The sequence below is a fragment of the Thauera sp. SDU_THAU2 genome, assembly GCF_038260575.1.
Lineage (GTDB): Bacteria > Pseudomonadota > Gammaproteobacteria > Burkholderiales > Rhodocyclaceae > Thauera.
This window is the reverse complement of the sequence record NZ_JBBWUN010000003.1, coordinates 4,661,604-4,678,681: the sequence shown is the minus strand read 5'-3', so window position 1 is coordinate 4,678,681 and position 17,078 is coordinate 4,661,604. Positions and strand designations below refer to the sequence as shown.

14 protein-coding genes and 1 riboswitch are annotated in these 17,078 nt (G+C 69.7%); of the genes, 10 read left to right on the top strand and 4 right to left on the bottom strand.

Features of this window, described 5'->3' with window-relative positions; translation table 11 throughout:
• Positions 1–96: 96 nt before the first annotated feature.
• Positions 97–1,143 carry an MBL fold metallo-hydrolase gene (locus tag AAFL97_RS23550; protein ID WP_341647013.1) on the top strand — a complete coding sequence of 349 codons (1,047 nt, stop codon included), beginning with the start codon at positions 97–99 and terminating at the stop codon, positions 1,141–1,143.
• Between the two features lie 48 nt (positions 1,144–1,191).
• Here AAFL97_RS23550 and AAFL97_RS23545 read toward each other — a convergent pair whose 3' ends face one another.
• The 4 genes from AAFL97_RS23545 to AAFL97_RS23530 form a co-directional block, all read right to left on the bottom strand.
• Positions 1,192–1,887: a succinate dehydrogenase iron-sulfur subunit gene (locus AAFL97_RS23545; protein ID WP_341647012.1), complete on the bottom strand. Its 696-nt coding sequence runs from the start codon at positions 1,885–1,887 to the stop codon at positions 1,192–1,194.
• A 34-nt stretch (positions 1,888–1,921) separates the two neighbouring features.
• Entirely contained in the window at positions 1,922–2,266 is a 345-nt protein-coding gene (sdhD, locus tag AAFL97_RS23540) for a succinate dehydrogenase, hydrophobic membrane anchor protein (RefSeq protein WP_341647011.1), read from the bottom strand.
• A complete protein-coding gene (gene sdhC, locus AAFL97_RS23535; protein WP_341647010.1) occupies positions 2,263–2,649 on the bottom strand; it encodes a succinate dehydrogenase, cytochrome b556 subunit in 387 nt (128 codons plus the stop codon). Before sdhC ends, sdhD begins: the two co-directional genes overlap by 4 nt.
• A 283-nt stretch (positions 2,650–2,932) precedes the next feature.
• Positions 2,933–4,063 (bottom strand): M48 family metallopeptidase, encoded by a 1,131-nt coding sequence (locus tag AAFL97_RS23530; protein WP_341647009.1) that lies wholly within the window; start codon positions 4,061–4,063, stop codon positions 2,933–2,935.
• Positions 4,064–4,637: 574 nt separating this feature from the next.
• On the opposite strand from AAFL97_RS23530, the gene AAFL97_RS23525 reads away from it, so the two are divergent.
• From AAFL97_RS23525 to AAFL97_RS23485, 9 genes are all read left to right on the top strand, one after another.
• Positions 4,638–6,224 carry a DEAD/DEAH box helicase gene (locus AAFL97_RS23525; RefSeq protein WP_341647008.1) on the top strand — a complete coding sequence of 529 codons (1,587 nt, stop codon included), beginning with the start codon at positions 4,638–4,640 and terminating at the stop codon, positions 6,222–6,224.
• Positions 6,225–6,313: 89 nt separating this feature from the next.
• Positions 6,314–6,526: riboswitch (cobalamin riboswitch) on the top strand.
• Between the two features lie 184 nt (positions 6,527–6,710).
• Positions 6,711–7,661 (top strand): ABC transporter substrate-binding protein, encoded by a 951-nt coding sequence (locus AAFL97_RS23520; RefSeq protein ID WP_341647007.1) that lies wholly within the window; start codon positions 6,711–6,713, stop codon positions 7,659–7,661.
• Positions 7,658–8,713 carry a FecCD family ABC transporter permease gene (locus AAFL97_RS23515; RefSeq protein WP_341647006.1) on the top strand — a complete coding sequence of 352 codons (1,056 nt, stop codon included), beginning with the start codon at positions 7,658–7,660 and terminating at the stop codon, positions 8,711–8,713. The genes AAFL97_RS23520 and AAFL97_RS23515 overlap by 4 nt, the downstream gene beginning before the upstream one ends.
• Positions 8,710–9,600, top strand: a complete 891-nt coding sequence (locus AAFL97_RS23510) for an ABC transporter ATP-binding protein (protein ID WP_341647005.1) — start codon at positions 8,710–8,712, stop codon at positions 9,598–9,600. The genes AAFL97_RS23515 and AAFL97_RS23510 overlap by 4 nt, the downstream gene beginning before the upstream one ends.
• Positions 9,601–9,626: 26 nt before the next feature.
• On the top strand, positions 9,627–10,718 hold the full coding sequence (gene cobW / locus AAFL97_RS23505; RefSeq protein WP_341647004.1) for a cobalamin biosynthesis protein CobW: 1,092 nt from the start codon (positions 9,627–9,629) through the stop codon (positions 10,716–10,718).
• Positions 10,718–14,500 (top strand): cobaltochelatase subunit CobN, encoded by a 3,783-nt coding sequence (cobN, locus tag AAFL97_RS23500; protein ID WP_341647003.1) that lies wholly within the window; start codon positions 10,718–10,720, stop codon positions 14,498–14,500. Before cobW ends, cobN begins: the two co-directional genes overlap by 1 nt.
• On the top strand, positions 14,497–15,591 hold the full coding sequence (locus AAFL97_RS23495) for an ATP-binding protein (protein ID WP_341647002.1): 1,095 nt from the start codon (positions 14,497–14,499) through the stop codon (positions 15,589–15,591). The genes cobN and AAFL97_RS23495 overlap by 4 nt, the downstream gene beginning before the upstream one ends.
• A 182-nt stretch (positions 15,592–15,773) precedes the next feature.
• Positions 15,774–16,256, top strand: a complete 483-nt coding sequence (locus AAFL97_RS23490) for a vWA domain-containing protein (protein ID WP_341647001.1) — start codon at positions 15,774–15,776, stop codon at positions 16,254–16,256.
• 62 nt (positions 16,257–16,318) lie between these two features.
• Positions 16,319–17,002 carry an energy-coupling factor ABC transporter permease gene (locus AAFL97_RS23485; protein ID WP_341647000.1) on the top strand — a complete coding sequence of 228 codons (684 nt, stop codon included), beginning with the start codon at positions 16,319–16,321 and terminating at the stop codon, positions 17,000–17,002.
• Positions 17,003–17,078 lie beyond the last annotated feature (76 nt).

Genomic DNA, 17,078 nt, shown 5'->3' with positions numbered 1-17,078 from the left:
AGACGCTGATCAGCAAGCCCGAAACACGGACTGGCAGCGAAGAAAATCAGTTTTCGTTAATATTCTGCGTACGACAGCACACGCAGGAGACGCCCGATGCGCACGCCACAACCCGACTCACCCCCGTCCTGTCGCTCGCGCCGGCGCTTCGTGCAAACGGGGCTTGCCGGCGCGGCCGCATTCGGCCTCGCCGGCAACTGGTCGCGGCTGTCGGCCTTCGCCGCCGACATCGACAATTTCGTCCGCGGCCCCGCCGTGCCCGACATCGCGCCCACGCAACTGTCGGAACACGTCTGGATGATCTGGTCGAAGGACGGCTTCCCGACGCCCGAGAACCAGGGAATGATGAGCAACATCACCTTCGTCCTCAGCCGCGAAGGCGTGGTGGTGCTCGACCCGGGCGGTTCGGTGCAGATCGGCGAGATGGCGCTGCGCATGCTCCGCCGCATCACCGACAAGCCGGTGGTGGCGGTCTTCAACTCCCACTACCACGGCGATCACTGGCTGGCGAACCACGCTTTCGAGGACGCCTTCGGCAAGGATCTGCCGATCTATGCCCATCCGGTAACGAAGCGGGAAATCGAAGGCATCCAGGGCAGCGCTTGGCACAGCCTGATGGAGCGCTGGACGAACCAGGCCACCGCCGGCACCCGCATCGTGCCGCCCACGCGCACCGTCGAGCACGGCGCCGAATTCGACTTCGGCGACGTCACGCTGCGCATCCACCACTACGGCACGGCCCACACGCCGGGCGACATCTGCGTCGAAGTCGTGCAGGACGGCCTGACCCATGTCGGCGACATCGCCATGGACCGCCGCATCGCCAACATGGACGACGGCTCCTACGTCGGCACCTTCCGCTTCTACGACGAACTGGAAAGGAACGCGCCCTCGCGCATCTGGGTGCCCGGCCACGGCCACCCCGGCGCCGAGGTGCTGAACTGGAACCGTGCGATGTTCGAGGGCATCTACGAAAACTGCCTGAAAGCGGTCGAAGACGGCCGCGGCGCCGACAGCGCTCGCGAGGCGGTGTTGAAAGACCCCCGCGTCGCCGGCCGCGCCGCCGATACCGCGGGCTTCGAATCGAACATCGGCAAGTACGTCAGCCTGGCCTATCTGGAAGCCGAGCAGAACGCTTTCTGAACCGCATGCGCGCGGGTCTTGCCGACCGCTTCCGGCGGACGCAGGAACTCAGAACGAACGCTGCAGCAGCGCCAGGCGGATGCGCTCGATCGCGTGCGAGGGGCTCAGGCCCTTCGGGCAGACTTCGGTGCAGTTCATGATCGTGCGGCAGCGGTACAGGCGGTAGACGTCGTCGAGGTAATCCAGGCGCTCGGCCGTGGCGGTGTCGCGGCTGTCGGCGATGAAGCGATAGGCCTGCAGCAACCCGGCAGGGCCGACGAACTTGTCGGGGTTCCACCAGTAGGACGGACAGAAGGCGCTGCAGCAGGCGCACAGGATGCATTCGTAGAGGCCGTCGAGGCGGGCGCGCTGTTCGGGCGTCTGCAGCCGCTCGCGCTCGGGCGGCAGGCCGTCGGCCATCAGGTAGGGCCTGATCGAATGGTAGTGGGCGAAAAACTGCGTCATGTCCACGATCAGATCGCGGATCACCGGGAAGCCGGGCAAGGGGCGCAGCACCACCGGCTCGGCCAGCCCGTCCAGTGCGGTCAGGCAGGCGAGGCCGTTGCGGCCGTTGATGTTCATCGCGTCGGAGCCGCATACGCCCTCGCGACAGGAGCGGCGGAAGGCCAGGCTGTCGTCGACCGTGCGCAGGCGCATCAGCAGGTCGAGCAGTTTCTTGTCGCCGGCCTCGGCTTCGATCTCGTAGGCCTGCATGCGTGGCCTGTCGCCGGTTTCCGGGTTGAAGCGGTAGATCGAGAGCTTCATGTCGTCTCCTCCGCGCGGGCCTTGCCGGCAGTGGTCAGGCGAGCGGGGCGAAATGGGTGGCGAGCGTCAGCAGCACGCGCACGAGCACCGCGAACAGGATGAGCGCAAGCAGCGTCAGCACGACCAGGCGCGGGGCGCGGGGGTGGATGTAGTCGAGCACGATGTCGCGCATGCCGACCCAGGCGTGCGCGCACAGCGCAGCGAACAGCAGCATGATCAACGGGCCGCCGTGAAGGCCGGTGGCGAAAGCGTGCCAATGCGCATACTCGAGCGGCGGGCCGGACAGCAGCGCCAGGCCGCCGGCCGCGAGCAGGATCAGCACCAGCAGCGCGCTGATGCGCTGCATCAGCCAGGCGCTCTGGCCGCGGAACAGTCTCATGACAGCCCCCGCCAGGCAGCGAACAGGGCGGCGAGCAGCGCAATCGCCAGCACTGCGCGGGCACTGGCACGTGCCGTACCGAGCGCGCTGCCGACACCGACGTCCATCAGCAGGTGGCGGATGCCGGCGAGCAGGTGGTGCGTTGCTGCCCACGCCAGGATCGTGCCGAGCACGATCCGCCACGGTGCCGGCAGCAAGCTGCGCAGGGCCTCGAACTGCGCCTCGCCACGCAGCGACATGTCCAGCCCGAGTGCCAGCGGCGGCAGGGCGAGGAAAAGCAGGACGCCGGAGACCCGGTGGAGGATCGATGCGATCGCACCGATCGGAAAGCGGATCCGGAAGAGATCCAGGAACACGGAGCGCGAGTCGCCGGGTTTCGCCATGCCCTCCTCCCTCATCCGCTCTGCAGCGGCCGTGCGAAGTCTGCCGGAGCTGCATCTGCGCCGGCTTCTCGTCTGACCATAGACCATGAAACGGGAAAAGGCCTGCTCAGGCGGGCGTCGGAAGCATCGGGGGAGGGGCGCAGTCGAATCGTGCCCGGGCCAAGCCATGGCCGTGCGACCAGAGAGCTTTCATCGGCCGTGTTCTGGGCGGTCCGGCGTCGGGCCGATGAGCGTCGGGCCTGGCATCGCGGCCGCGGCGCTTCCGGCCTGCGAGGCGCTCCTCTCAGCCTTCGAACATCTCGTAGCGCCTGCGCCTGTTCTTGCGCCACGCCCGCCACCAGGCGCGGTCGAAGGACATCGCCAGGCGCGGCAGCACCGGCGCGAGGAAATGCACGGCGGCCGAAGTCCCTTCGCCTGCGGGCACCCGGCAAGGCACGCGCAGCGCGCTCAAACGCTGCTGCAGGGACGGATGGAAGGCGTAGCGCTCGTCCAGGCTCTCCTCGACCGCCACCGCATGGTCGGACACCGTGCGCATGAAGCCCGCCTCCACGCCGAGCGCCATGTCGCGGAACGGCCATAATGCCGGCCGCGCGCGGCTGGCGTTGTAGGCCTCGATCTGCGGCCAGAAATCGTGTTCCAGGAAATGCGACTTGAGGCTGACTTCGACCAGTGCCTCGCCCATCAGGTCATGGCCGACGAGCTCGGCCGCAATGGCATCCGCCTCGAACTCCTCGATGCGCGCCAGGCGCAGCATCTGGACGCAGAAGCCGACCGACTTCTCGTCCAGCCACGGCGCGATGCAGGCAAACCCGGTGCTCGCACGATCCAGGGTCCGCGCCCACCACGCGCGCAATGCCCCGGCGACGCCGGCCCAGCCGCGCCGCTGGGCCGAAAGATGCCCCAGCTCATGAGCCAGTACCGCGGTGAACTGTGCCGGCGACAGGCTGTGCGCAAGCGGCAGGCCGATCATCAGGCAGGTGCTCAGCGGCCCGGCCACGCCCCAGGCAGGCCGCTGGTGGATGTGCGCGTTCATGTCGTCGGTGATGAACACGTGCTGGATCGGCTCGATGCCCAGCCGCGCGGCCATGGTATCGAGCAGCGCAAACAACCCCCCGGCCGTCTCGCGTGTCAGGCAGATGCCCTGCGGCCGGGGCGGTGCGCTGAACAGAACGTCGGCGACCGCGGCGCTGCACAGCGACAACAGCACTGCGCACAGGCTCCACAAGCCGCTGGCGAAGGGATGGCCGCTGACGACCGCATCCCAGCTGCAGGCCAGCGCATGCACCACCCCGCCGACCAGGACGGCGAGCAGCAGCATGCCCCCGGCAAAACCGGCCAGGGCGAGCAAGGTCAGGCGCCGGGCGAGGCGTGCGCGCAATACGAACAGCCTTTTGCCGGAAGCGGGCGATCTCATGAGAAACGGAGTACCTGAGAACATAGAGCACCATTCTGAACCGGGAACTTTAACGCATTCCACACAGGGTTCTCACTGGCACGACCGGGCTTCCGGCACCGTGCCCCACCTTCCACCGCCCGGGCAAACGCGGCGCCCGCTCCATGCCTCTTCCTGCGCACGAGCACTGGCGCTCCTTCATGCCTTTCGATTATGCCTTATGGATTATTACGAATGGATTTTCATCTTGCAACATATTTTTCTTACATAATTTGTTTTTTGCTCTGCAGCAGGACTTTTGCGTGATGTGTTAGGAGCCAGGCAGCGACGGCTGCCGGCTGGACCGCTCGCAAGCCTGGGCATCGATTCGGGCACAGCTGCGATGCTGCCCGAGATATACCCATCTTTTCGCTGCTGTGCACAAAAAGCTCGCATCGAGCCCGCATAGCCTCTATAGTGCCGACTCGCCGTGGCTTGACCGATCGATCGCGGCGATTCCTGCAACGATCCGGCCGGCCCCTGCCGCGGATCTCTCCCGCCAGTCCGGATTGGTGTCGCCACGAATGCGCGACGGACTGGCGCCGGAAACCATCGAATGAATTCCGAAGTCGTCACTTTCGCCAGCCTCGGGCTGGCCGAACCCATCCTGCGCGCCATCGGCGAAGCGGGCTATACCTCGCCGACGCCGATCCAGGCCCAGGCCATTCCGCAAGTACTCGCCGGCGGCGACCTGCTCGCCGCCGCCCAGACCGGCACCGGCAAGACCGCCGGTTTCACGCTGCCGCTGCTGCACATGCTGTCGCAGACCCACGCCCACCCGCACCCGCCCGGCCGCCCGCGCTGCCTGATCCTGACGCCGACGCGCGAACTCGCCGCGCAGGTCGAGGAATCGGTCAAGACCTACGGCAAGCACCTGCCGCTGACTTCGCTGGTGATGTTCGGCGGCGTCAACATCAATCCGCAGATCGGCGCGCTGAAAAAGCGCGTGGACATCCTGGTCGCCACGCCCGGCCGCCTGCTCGACCACGTCGGGCAGAAAACCGTGGACCTGTCCGGCGTCGAGATCCTGGTGCTGGACGAAGCCGACCGCATGCTCGACATGGGCTTCATCCGCGACATCCGCAAGGTACTCGCGCTGCTGCCGAAGAAGCGCCAGAACCTGCTGTTCTCGGCCACGTTCTCGGACGAGATCCGCGAACTGGCCCACGGCCTGCTGCACGATCCGGCCACGGTCGAAGTCGCGCCGCGCAACACCACCGCCGAACGCGTCGACCAGGCGGTCTACATGATCGGCCAGAAGCAGAAGCGCGAACTGCTCGCCCACCTGATCAAGGAAAAGCAGTGGTTCCAGGCGCTGGTGTTCACCCGCACCAAGCATGGCGCCAACAAGCTGGCCGAATACCTCACCAAGCACGGCATCGCCGCCGCCGCGATCCACGGCAACAAGAGCCAGGCGGCGCGCACGCGGGCACTGGCGCAGTTCAAGGACGGCTCGCTGCCGGTGCTGGTGGCGACCGACATCGCCGCACGCGGCCTCGACATCGACCAGTTGCCGCAGGTGGTCAACTTCGAGCTGCCCAACGTGCCGGAAGACTATGTGCACCGCATCGGCCGCACCGGCCGCGCCGGCGCCGCCGGCAACGCCATCTCGCTGGTCGATGACGAAGAGATCAAGCTGCTGACCGCGATCGAGCGCCTGATCAAGCGCCGCATCGACCGTGCCGTGGCCGAGGACTTCGTGCCCAGCGCCGGCGCCGAAGCCGCCCATGACGCCGACCACCAGCGCGAACCCTTGCAGCGCCGTGGCGGCGGCCGTCCCGGCCAGGGCCGCAATGGCGCCCAGTCCGGCGCACCACGCGGCGATCGTGCCAACGCCGGCGGACGCGGCACCGGCCAGGGCAAATCGGGCAGCCGCTCGCAGCCGCGCCGCGGCGAGGCCGACGGCAACCGCGCACCGCGCAGCAGCGAGCCACGCGAGATCAACGGCAACCGCATGCAGCCCTCGCGCCCCGATGTGGACGGCAATCGTGTTTCCCATGCGTCGCGCCGCGGTGAAGCCAACGGCAACCGCGCCGTCGACAACCGCCGCGCGGACGTCGATGGCAATCGAGCCCGCGCCAGCCGTCCCGCCGCGCCGCGCGCAGCCTTGTTCTCCGCCAAGCCCGGCAACGGCAACCGCTGAACCTGAAGCGCCGGGCCGGCACAAGCACGCGTGCCGGCCCGCTCCCACCCGACTCGCGGCTTGCCAAACCCCCGGGCCCTCACTTAAGCTTCGCGCGCATTCGATCCAGGTGCCCTGTCACGCCGTCGCGGACAGGGTGAAACGGGAAGTCCGGTGATACCGCCTCCAGCGGCCATTCCGGCGCAGCCCCCGCTGCTGTAGTCCTGACGGATTCCGCCCCCTGCCACTGGGCCATGCCCGGGAAGGCCGCGGACATCCGGACGAAGGAGAGCCAGAAGACCGGCCTGGTCGATTGAAGGTCACTGCCCCGGGGTGCGGGCGATCGCCGTCTGGCCTGCCGTCCCGGCTTTGGCCTTCCGTTCTCCGTCCCCAGGCCGATCGTCGCCACAGCCGCAGCCATGGACCAGGACAACACGCGCCACGACCTCTCTTTTTCCCACGCCTTCAGGGCCGGCACGGTGCAAGCGCCCGGCGCCGGCAGCTGAGATGGCCGTGCGCCTGCTCGCCGCGCTGCTGGCCCTGCTGCCCGGCACTTTCGCCTTCGCTGCGTCCGGCACGGCGCTGCCGCGCGTGATGTCGACCAACCTGTGCGCCGACATGCTGGTGCTCGGCCTCGCCGACCCGGCGCAGATCGTCTCGGTGTCGCGCAAGAGCCAGGACCCGCGTCGTACCGACATGTACGAACAGGCTCGCCGCCATCCCGTCAACGACGGCAGCGCCGAGGAAGTGCTGGCCCTGCGCCCCGATGTCGTGCTGGCGTCGCGGCGCTGGCAGGCACGCCACCAGGCCGCGCTGTTCGAGCGCCACGGCATCGAGATCGTCACCGTGCCCTACCCCACCGACTGGGACGGCATCTTCGCCAGCACCCGGCAGATCGCCGGCCGGCTCGGCCGCAGCGCCGCCGGCGAGGCGCTGGTGGCGAACGTCCAGGCCCGCATCGCCCACCTGCAGGCGATCACGCATCCGGCCCGCGCGCTCTACCTGCGCCCCAACGGCGGCACTGCCGGCGCCGGCACCTATGTCGACGCGGTGTTCCAGGCCGCCAGCGTGCGCAACCACGCGACCGAATCCGGCCGCCGCGGCTGGGGCCGGGTCGCGCTGGAGGACGTGGTGACCGACCCGCCCGATGTCTTCGTCGTCAGCAGCATGCTCAACGACACCGCGTATGCCCGCTCCGGCTTCGCCCGCCATCCGCTGATGCGGACGCTGCTCGCCGAACGCCCGGTGGTCCGCATGGACGGCAACGACTGGGGCTGCAGCAACTGGCAGCTCATCGAGGCCGCCGAAGACATCGCCGCACAATTGGCCCGCCTGAGCCCGCCGGCCCAGTTGTCCCTGAGCCAGGCGCCCCTCTCCCCAAGCGGCGGAGGGGTCGAGGGGGAAACGACGAACGGCAGGCAGCAAATCACAGCCTCACCGACACAGGTGCCACAATGACGGCCGGCCAAGCCACATCCCGTACACCGCTGCCGCGCACCGGCCAACACGCGCTGCCGCTCAACGGCCTGCTCGCGCTGGCCCTGCTTGCGCTCGCGCTGGTTTCGCTCGGCATCGGCCCGGTGCAACTGGCGCTGACCGACGTCGCCGCCGCGCTGCTGCCGGTCGGCGATGGCGCGTCCGAAGCGCTGGCCCGCCAGCATGCCATCGTCGCCGAGATCCGCCTGCCGCGCGTGCTGCTGGCGATCCTGGTCGGCGCTTCGCTCGGCATGTCGGGCGCGGCGCTGCAGGGCCTGCTGCGCAATCCGCTCGCCGAGCCGGGCCTGCTCGGCATCAGCTCCAGCGCCAGCCTGGGCGCAGTGCTGTGCCTGTACTTCGGCCTCGCCCAGTTGACGCCCTGGCTGCTGCCGGCTGCGGCGATGAGCTGCGCCGGCCTGGCGACGCTGGTGCTGTACCGCATCGCCCGCCGCGGCACCGGCAACCTGACGCTGATCCTGGCCGGCGTGGCGCTGTCCTCGCTGGCCGGCGCGCTGACTTCGCTGGCGATCAACCTCGCCCCCAACCCGACCGACGTCCAGGACATCGTGCTGTGGCTGCTCGGTTCGCTGGCCGATCGCAGCTTCGACGACATCCGCCTGTGCCTGCCTTTCGTGCTCACCGGCCTCGCCCTGCTGGCCGCCTGCGGGCGCGACCTCGACGCGCTGTCGGTGGGCGAGGACGAAGCCGCCAGCATGGGCGTCAATCTCGCCCGCCTGCGCGCGCAGGTGGTCGTCGGCACCGCGCTGTGCGTCGGCGCCAGCGTCGCCGTGACCGGCGCGATCGGCTTCGTCGGCCTGGTGGTGCCGCACATGCTGCGCCGCGCCGTGGGCTACCACCCGGCGCGCCTGCTGGTGTCGAGCGCACTCGGCGGCGCGGTGCTGCTGCTGGCCGCCGACGTCGTGCTGCGCCTGGTCAGCGGCGGCTTCGAACTGATGCTGGGCGTGGTCACGGCATTGATCGGCGCGCCCTTCTTCTTCGTGCTGGTGCTGCGCGAACGGCTGGGGCGGGCATGACGCGGCTGCTCATCGAATCCCTCTTCGTGCGCCGCGGCAGCGCGACCCTGGTCGACGGCGTCTCGACCGAAATCGGCCAGGGCGAACTGTTCGGCCTGATCGGCCCCAACGGCGCCGGCAAGAGCAGCCTGCTGCGGGCGGTGGCGCAGTTGCTGCCGCACCAGGGCGCGATCCGGCTCGACGGCACACCGCTGGCCGCGCTGTCGCCGCGCCAGCGCGCCACCCGGCTGGCCTATCTCGCCCAGGGCGACCATGCCGCCTGGCCGCTGACGGTGCGCGACTTCGTCGCCCTCGGCCGCCTGCCACACCGCCCACGCTGGCGCGCGGCACCGGACGGCGACGAGGCCGTCACCCGGGCGATGGCCCAGATGCGGCTGGAAGCGCTGGCCGAGCGCCGGCTCGATCAATTGTCCGGCGGTGAACGCGCCCGCGCCCGGCTGGCACGCGCCCTGGCCGTCGATGCGCCGCTGCTGCTGGCCGACGAGCCGGTCGCGGCGCTCGACCCCTTCCACCAGCTGAGCGTGATGGAACTGCTGCGCGAGCAGTGCGCGCTCGGCCGCACGGTGATGGTGGTGCTGCACGACTTGACGCTGGCCAGCCGCTTCTGCCACCGCGTGCTGCTGATGGACCACGGCCGCGCCGTGGCCTGCGGCGCCCCGCGCACCGTGCTCACCGCCGCCAACCTGCAGCGCGTGTACCAGGTGCAGGCAATGCTGGGCGAGCACGAACGCCAGCCCTACGTCGTACCCTGGCGCTGCCGGCCCGAAGGCGCGGCACAAGCACCTGAGAACGATGTGGGCGCATCGGCGCCTGCACCCTCCAGCAAAGATTCGCATGCCGGAACGGCTGCTCCGCCCGCAAGCGCGTTCGCATCCCCCAGCCGCTGAATTCCCGACCTTCCAGGAGAAACTCCATGTCCGTCCAGGCCAGAATCCCCGCCACCATCGTCACCGGCTTCCTCGGCAGCGGCAAGACCACGCTGCTGCGCCACATCCTGAACAACGCCGAGGGCCGCCGCATCGCCGTGATCGTCAATGAGTTCGGCGAGCTCGGCATCGACGGCGACATCCTGCGCGGCTGCGGCATCGGCTGCGACGAGGACGGCCAGGAACGTCCGGGCGAACTGTTCGAGCTGGCCAACGGCTGCCTGTGCTGCACCGTGCAGGAAGAGTTCTACCCGGTGATGCGCGAACTGATCGCGCGCCGTGGCGAGATCGACCACATCCTGATCGAGACGTCCGGCCTGGCCCTGCCCAAGCCGCTGGTGCAGGCCTTCAACTGGCCCGAGATCCGCAACGCCTGCACGGTGGATGCGGTCGTCACCGTGGTCGACGTGCCCGCCGCCGCGTCCGGCCAGTTCGCCGCCAATCCGCCGGCGGTCGATGCCCAGCGCCGCGCCGATCCCAACCTGGACCACGAATCGCCGCTGCACGAGCTGTTCGAGGACCAGTTGTCGGCCGCCGATCTGGTCGTGCTGTCCAAGACCGACCTCGCCGACGCCGAGGCCCGCGCCCGCGTCGAAGCCCTGGTGCGCGAGGAGCTGCCGCCCGAGGTGAAGATCGTCGCCGCCGACCAGGGCCGCATCGACCTCGGCATCGTGCTCGGCCTCGGCGCCGCCTCGGAAGAGAACATCCACCTGCGCCAGAGCCACCACGATCACGAGGAAGGCGAGGAGCATGACCACGATCACGACGCCTTCGACTCGGTGGTGATCGATCTGCCGCTGGTCGAGCGCGAGCGCCTGCTCGAGATCCTGCACACGCTCACCGCCGAAAACGCCATCTACCGCGTCAAGGGCTTCGTCGCCCTGCCCGGCAAGCCGATGCGCCTGGTGGTACATGGCGTCGGCCGCCGCTTCGACAGCTACTTCGACCGCCGCTGGCTGGCCGACGAGACGCCGCGCACCCACCTGGTGCTGATCGGCGAAGACCTCGATGCCAACACCCTGCGCGACGCCCTGAACGCGGCCGCCATCGCTGCCGACGCCCCCGCCGGAGCCGCCTGATGCACCTGCTCGCGGCCCAGCCCGGCGGCTTCGTCGACGACGCCTCGGTCATCACGCGCATCGCGCAGGATCCGGCCGACATCGTCATCCTCAGCGCCGCCGACACCACGCTGGCGCTGCTCGCCGCCGCCTGGCCGGCCGCGAGCGAGGGCATCGAAGGTTTTCCGAGCCTGCGGCTGGCCAACCTGCTGCACCTGCGCCAGCCGGCTTCGGTCGACCTCTACCTCGACGACGTGCTGCAGCATGCCCGCGTCATCGTCATCGACCACCTCGGCGGCGAGAGCTACTGGCCCTACGGCACCGAGCGCATCGGCGAACTGTGCCGCGCGCGCGGCATCGCGCTGGTGATGTTCTCCGGCGACACCACCGAAGACAGCAATCTGCTGCAGAAGAGCACGGTCGATGCCGATACCTGCCGCACGCTGTGGCGCTACCTGCGCGAAGGCGGGCCGGCCAACGCACGCGCCTTCCACCAGTTCCTCGCCGCGCAGTTCTTCGCGCTGCCCTTGCAGATGCCGCCGCCGCGGCCGCTGCCCTCGGTGGCGGTGTTCCACCCGCGCCAGGAACTCGGCTCGGTGGAAAGCTGGCAAAGGGACTGGCAGCCCGGCGCACCCTGCGTCGCCGTGCTGTTCTACCGCGCCCACCTGCAGGCCGGCAACACCGCGGTGTTCGCCCACCTGTGCGACACGCTGGCCGCGCGCGGCCTGAACCCGCTGCCGATCGCGCTGCTGTCGCTGAAGGACGCGCTGTGCGCCGACACCCTGCGCCGGCTGTGCCGCGAGCACGAAGTGGCGCTGATCCTCAACACCACCGCGTTCTCGCAGTCCGCGCTGGACGATCCCGGCGACCATGCGCTGGTCGACGACATCCCGGTGCTGCAGCTCATCCTGTCCGGCGGCAACGAGGAAGGCTGGCGGACCGATCCGCACGGCCTGGCGCCGCGCGACATCGCCATGCACATCGCCCTGCCCGAAGTGGACGGCCGCATCATCAGCCGCGCGGTCAGCTTCAAGGGCTTGTCGCACCGCTGCGAACTGACCCAGTGCGACGTCGTGCAATACCGCCCGCAGCCCGAGCGCATGGCCTTCGTCGCCGAGCTGGCGCGGCGCTGGTGCCGGCTGCGCGCGCTGCCCAACGCCGGCAAGCGGCTGGCGCTGATCCTGGCCAACTACCCCAGCCGCGAAGGCCGGCTGGGCAACGGCGTCGGCCTCGACACCCCGGCCTCGGTGATCACCATCCTCGAACGCCTGCGCGACGAGGGCTATGCCACCGAGGCCATCCCGGCCGACGGCGACGCACTGATGCTGCAGTTGAAGGAAGGCATCACCAACGATCCCGAGCAGTGGGCCTTACGCCCGGCGCGGCAGAGCCTAGCGATGGAGACCTACCTCGCCTTCTTCGAGCGCCTGCCGCAGGCCGTGCGCAACGCGGTGAACGAACGCTGGGGCCCGCCGGCCGGCGACCCGATGACGCGCCAGGGCCGCTTCATGATCGCCGGGCTGCGCTGCGGCCAGGTCTTCGTCGGCATCCAGCCCGCGCGCGGCTACGAGCTCGACGCCCAGGCCAGCTACCACGACCCCGACCTGGTGCCGCCGCACCACTACCTCGCCTTCTACTGCTGGCTGCGCGAAGTCTGGCGCAGCGACGCCATCGTGCACGTCGGCAAGCACGGCAACCTCGAATGGCTGCCGGGCAAGAGCGTGGCGCTGTCGGACGAATGCTGGCCCGACGTCGCCTTCGGCCCGCTGCCCCACCTCTACCCCTTCATCGTCAACGACCCCGGCGAAGGCACCCAGGCCAAGCGCCGCGCCCAGGCGGTGATCATCGACCACCTGATGCCGCCGCTGACCCGCGCCGAAAGCTACGGCCCGACGCGCGACCTCGAACGCCAGGTCGACGAATACTACGAAGCGCTGATGCTCGACCCGCGCCGCGCCGAGCTGCTGCGCCGCCAGATCCTCGACCACATCCTGCGCCACGACCTGCACCGCGACCTCGGCTTCGACGAACCGAAGACGGCCGAAGAGGAACAGCGCCTGCTCAACCGCACCGACGCCTACCTGTGCGACCTGAAGGAAGCGCAGATCCGCGACGGCCTGCACATCTTCGGCCGCTCGCCCACCGCACGGCTGCGGCGCGACACCCTGCTCGCGCTCGCGCGCCATCCGGTCGGCGACGGCCGCGGCGGCAAGGAAGGCCTGACCCGCGCGCTGGCGACCGACCTCGGCCTGTGCAGCGAAGGCTTCAACCCGCTCGACTCCGACTGGGGCCAGCCCTGGCACGGCCAGCGCCCGGCCGTACTCGCGGAACTCGGCGACGGCCTGTGGCGCAACGCCGGCGATACCCGCGAGCGGCTCGAACTGCTGGCATTGCAGGTGCTGGAACAAGGCCTGCCGGCAAGCCACGACTGGCCGCTCGCCGGCGCCGTGCTCGAACGCATCGACCACGAACTGCGCCCGCGCCTCGACGCCTGCGGCGAACAGGAACTGCTGCAACTCACGCGCGGCCTCGCCGGCCGCTTCGTGCCGCCGGGCCCGAGCGGCGCCCCCACCCGCGGCCGCCCCGACGTGCTGCCGACCGGGCGCAACTTCTACTCGGTCGACACCCGCGCCGTGCCCACGCAGACGAGCTGGGCGCTCGGCCTGAAGTCCGCCGCGCTGCTCGTCGAACGCTATGTGCAAGAGCACGGCGACTACCCGCGCGCGATCGGCCTGTCGGTATGGGGCACGGCGACGATGCGCACCGGCGGCGACGACATCGCCCAGGCCTTCGCGCTGATCGGCGTGCGGCCCAAGTGGGCCGACGGCAGCCACCGCGTGGCCGACTTCGAGATCCTGCCGATGTCGCTGTTCGACCGTCCGCGCATCGACGTCACGCTGCGCGTGTCCGGCTTCTTCCGCGACGCCTTCGCCAACGTCATCCGCCTGTTCGATGCCGCAGTGCAGGCCGTCGCCGAGCTGGACGAAGCCGAGGACGTCAACCCGATCCGCGCCCGCATCCTGCGCGAAGCCGCCACACTGGCCGCCGAAGGCATGGATGCGAGCGAGGCCCGCCGCCACGCCGGCCACCGCATCTTCGGCGCCAAGCCCGGTGCCTACGGCGCCGGCCTGCAAGGCCTGATCGACGGCCGCAACTGGGACGACGACGCCGACCTCGCCACCGCCTGGCTCGAATGGGGCGGCCACGCCTACGGCCAGCACGACTACGGCAGCGAGGCCCGCAACACCTTCGCCCGCCGCCTGTCCGGCATCGACCTGGTGATGCAGAACCAGGACAACCGCGAGCACGACCTGCTCGACTCCGACGACTACTACCAGTTCCAGGGCGGCATGACCGCCGCGGTGCGCCACCTGTCCGGCAGCCAGCCGGCGGTGTATTTCGGCGACCACGCCAACCCGCAGGCACCGGTGGTGCGCTCGCTGGAGGAGGAAATCAGCCGCGTCGTGCGCTCGCGCGTGACCAACCCGAAATGGATCGCCGGCATCAAGCGCCACGGCTACAAAGGCGCGTTCGAGATGGCGGCCACGGTCGATTACCTGTTCGCCTTCGACGCCACCGCCCGCGTCGTCCGCGACGACCAGTACGCCCGCGTCGCCGACGCCTATATCGAAGACACCCACACCCGCGACTTCCTGCAGCGCCACAACCCCGACGCGCTGCGCGAGATGTGCGAACGCCTGCTCGAAGCCATTCAGCGCGGCCTGTGGCAGGAACCCGGCGACTGGCGCGAACGCATCGAGCAGCACCTGCTCGCCGCCGAACAGCATCTGGAAAAACGATGAACGCCTCCACGACCTCCGCCGTGCCCCGATATCCTTTCGCCGCGCTGCACGGCCAGCCGCGCCTGCGCACCGCGCTGCTGCTCGCCGCCGTCGACCCGCTGATCGGCGGCGTGCTGATCGAAGGTCCGCGCGGCACGGCCAAATCCACCAGCGCACGCGCGCTCGCCGAGCTGCTGCCGAAGGACCACGGCGGCGGCCGCTTCGTCGACTTGCCGCTGGGCACCAGCGAGGAACAGCTCGTCGGCTCGCTCGACCTCGAAGCCGCGCTGCAGGACGGCCAGGTGCGCTTCCGCCCCGGCCTGCTTGCCCAGGCCCACGACGGTCTGCTCTACATCGACGAAGTCAATCTGCTCGCCGACGGCCTGGTCGACCTGCTGCTCGACGTCTGCGCCAGCGGCATCAACCGCGTCGAGCGCGACGGCGTCTCGCACCAGCACCCGGCAAGACTGACTCTGGTCGGCACCATGAACCCGGAAGAAGGCGAGTTGCGCCCGCAACTGCTGGACCGCTTCGGCCTGTTCGTGCGCCTGGACGAAGCCATCGCCCCCGCCGCGCGCCAGGCCATCGTGCGCGCCCGGCTGGCCTTCGATGCCGACCCGGCCGGCTTCGTCCGCCGCTTCGAGGCCGAACAGCGCGAACTTGCCGGGCGCATCGCCCGCGCCCGCACGGCACTGGCCGGCATCGGCTTCAGCGACGCGACCCACGACCGCGTCGCGACGCTGTGCCACGCCGCCCAGGTCGAAGGCGTGCGCGCCGACCTCGTGATGCTGCGCGCCGCGCGTGCCCATGCCGCGCTCGACAGCCGCGGCGAGATCACCGATACCGACATCGACGCCGTGGCCGAACTGGTGCTCGCCCACCGCCGCAAGGCGGCCGAGGATGTTCCGCCGCAGCGCCGCGACGAATCGGTGCCTAACGACACCCCCCAACGCAAGGATGCCACGAACGATCAAACTGATTCGGGCAGCTCCGAGAGCTCCGGCCAGCAAGATCAACAGGACCAGCAGGACGACTGGGGCGCCCTGCCGCCGCAGCCGGTGCCCATCCAGGCGGTCAAGAACGTCAGGCCGCTGCGCCCAAAAAAGCCCTGACGCGTCCGGCGGCCGCGCCCGGCAGGGCGACCGCCGGACGCGTTGCCAGCCCGACAAAAAAAGGCCGCCCTGGCCCGGTCGCCGGCACGCGCATCGACTGGCCGCGCACGCTCGCGGCCAAGGCGAACACGACTCTCGCCCCCGCCCACCTGCGCTGGCGCGCGCAGCCGGCCGGCGGCGGCGTGCTGCACTGCATCCTGCTCGACTGCTCGGCCTCGATGCTGCGCGGCAAGCGCCTGTCGCTGGCCAAGGGCCTACTGCTGCGCTGGACCGCCGAGTTCTACCGCCGCCGCGAAGACCTCGCCGTGATCGGCTTCTCCGGCGAGCAGGCGCGCGTGCTGCAGCCGCCGCGCAAGGCCGTCGCCTTCAACGAAGCCTGGATCGCCGCCATCCCCGGCGGCGGCGGCACCCCGGCGCAGTCGGCCGTCGCCCTTGCCGACACCCTGCTGCGCAAACGCCGCCGCGCCGTGCCCGAACAACACGTCGCGCTGTGGCTGCTGACCGACGCCCGCTTCGACGACATCCCGCCGCGCCCGCGCGACGCCGATATCTGCACGGTGGTGGATTTCGACGATGCGGCAGTCGCACTCGGCCGCGCGACACGCATCGGCGCAGCCTGGGATGCGGAAGTGGTCCGCGCAACCGATCTGCTTGGAGTCCTATGAACTGTTCCCTATTCACCTGTAGTTAGCTGCACCCAACCCGCATCATTTCCCTGGAGAAAACCATGCACATCGAACCCGGAATCGTCGAAGGCTCCAAGATGCTCCTGAGCTACGGCACCGCCGCCGCCGCGCTCGCCTACACCGCCAAGACCTCGCTCGACACCATCCGGCGCGACGGCGCCGCTTCGCTGCTGCTGCGCGCCGCGCTGGCGAGCCTGCTGGTGTTCTGCTTCTTCGAGGTCTTCCCCCACCACCCGGTCGGCGTCTCGGAAGTCCACCTGATCCTCGGCACCACGCTGCTGCTGATCTTCGGCCTCGCCCCCGCGGCAATCGGGCTGGCCGGCGGCCTGCTGGCGCAAGGTCTGCTGTTCGCCCCCTTCGACCTGCCGCAGTACGGCATCAACGTCACCACCCTGCTGGTGCCGCTGTTCGCCACCGCCGTGCTGGCGAAGAAGATCATCCCCGCACACACGCCCTACGTGGACATCCGCTACGGCCAGGCGCTGAAACTCTCGCTCGCCTACCAGGGCGGCATCGTCGCCTGGGTCGCCTTCTGGGCCTTCTACGGCCAGGGCATCGGCGCCGACAACCTGGCGGAAGTCGTCTCCTTCGGCGCCGCCTACATGACCGTCGCCATCGTCGAACCGCTGATCGACCTCGCCGTGCTCGCCGCGGCCAAGTTCCTCAACGGTCTGCGCAACACGATATTCGTCGAAAAAAGGCTGTATAGCGGGACGCAGGGCTAAACAAAAGACGGCGGGCGTGCAGAAAGCCCGCCGATGCAAGGCCAAAAAACGCGATACGGCTATTGAGTAGCGCAGC

Coding starts and splice junctions, on each gene's coding strand:
- AAFL97_RS23550 (WP_341647013.1), top strand. CDS start 97: ATGCGCACGCCACAACCCGACTCACCCCCGTCCTGTCGCTCGCGCCGG.
- AAFL97_RS23545 (WP_341647012.1), bottom strand. CDS start 1,887: ATGAAGCTCTCGATCTACCGCTTCAACCCGGAAACCGGCGACAGGCCA.
- sdhD (WP_341647011.1), bottom strand. CDS start 2,266: ATGAGACTGTTCCGCGGCCAGAGCGCCTGGCTGATGCAGCGCATCAGC.
- sdhC (WP_341647010.1), bottom strand. CDS start 2,649: ATGGCGAAACCCGGCGACTCGCGCTCCGTGTTCCTGGATCTCTTCCGG.
- AAFL97_RS23530 (WP_341647009.1), bottom strand. CDS start 4,063: ATGAGATCGCCCGCTTCCGGCAAAAGGCTGTTCGTATTGCGCGCACGC.
- AAFL97_RS23525 (WP_341647008.1), top strand. CDS start 4,638: ATGAATTCCGAAGTCGTCACTTTCGCCAGCCTCGGGCTGGCCGAACCC.
- AAFL97_RS23520 (WP_341647007.1), top strand. CDS start 6,711: ATGGCCGTGCGCCTGCTCGCCGCGCTGCTGGCCCTGCTGCCCGGCACT.
- AAFL97_RS23515 (WP_341647006.1), top strand. CDS start 7,658: ATGACGGCCGGCCAAGCCACATCCCGTACACCGCTGCCGCGCACCGGC.
- AAFL97_RS23510 (WP_341647005.1), top strand. CDS start 8,710: ATGACGCGGCTGCTCATCGAATCCCTCTTCGTGCGCCGCGGCAGCGCG.
- cobW (WP_341647004.1), top strand. CDS start 9,627: ATGTCCGTCCAGGCCAGAATCCCCGCCACCATCGTCACCGGCTTCCTC.
- cobN (WP_341647003.1), top strand. CDS start 10,718: ATGCACCTGCTCGCGGCCCAGCCCGGCGGCTTCGTCGACGACGCCTCG.
- AAFL97_RS23495 (WP_341647002.1), top strand. CDS start 14,497: ATGAACGCCTCCACGACCTCCGCCGTGCCCCGATATCCTTTCGCCGCG.
- AAFL97_RS23485 (WP_341647000.1), top strand. CDS start 16,319: ATGCACATCGAACCCGGAATCGTCGAAGGCTCCAAGATGCTCCTGAGC.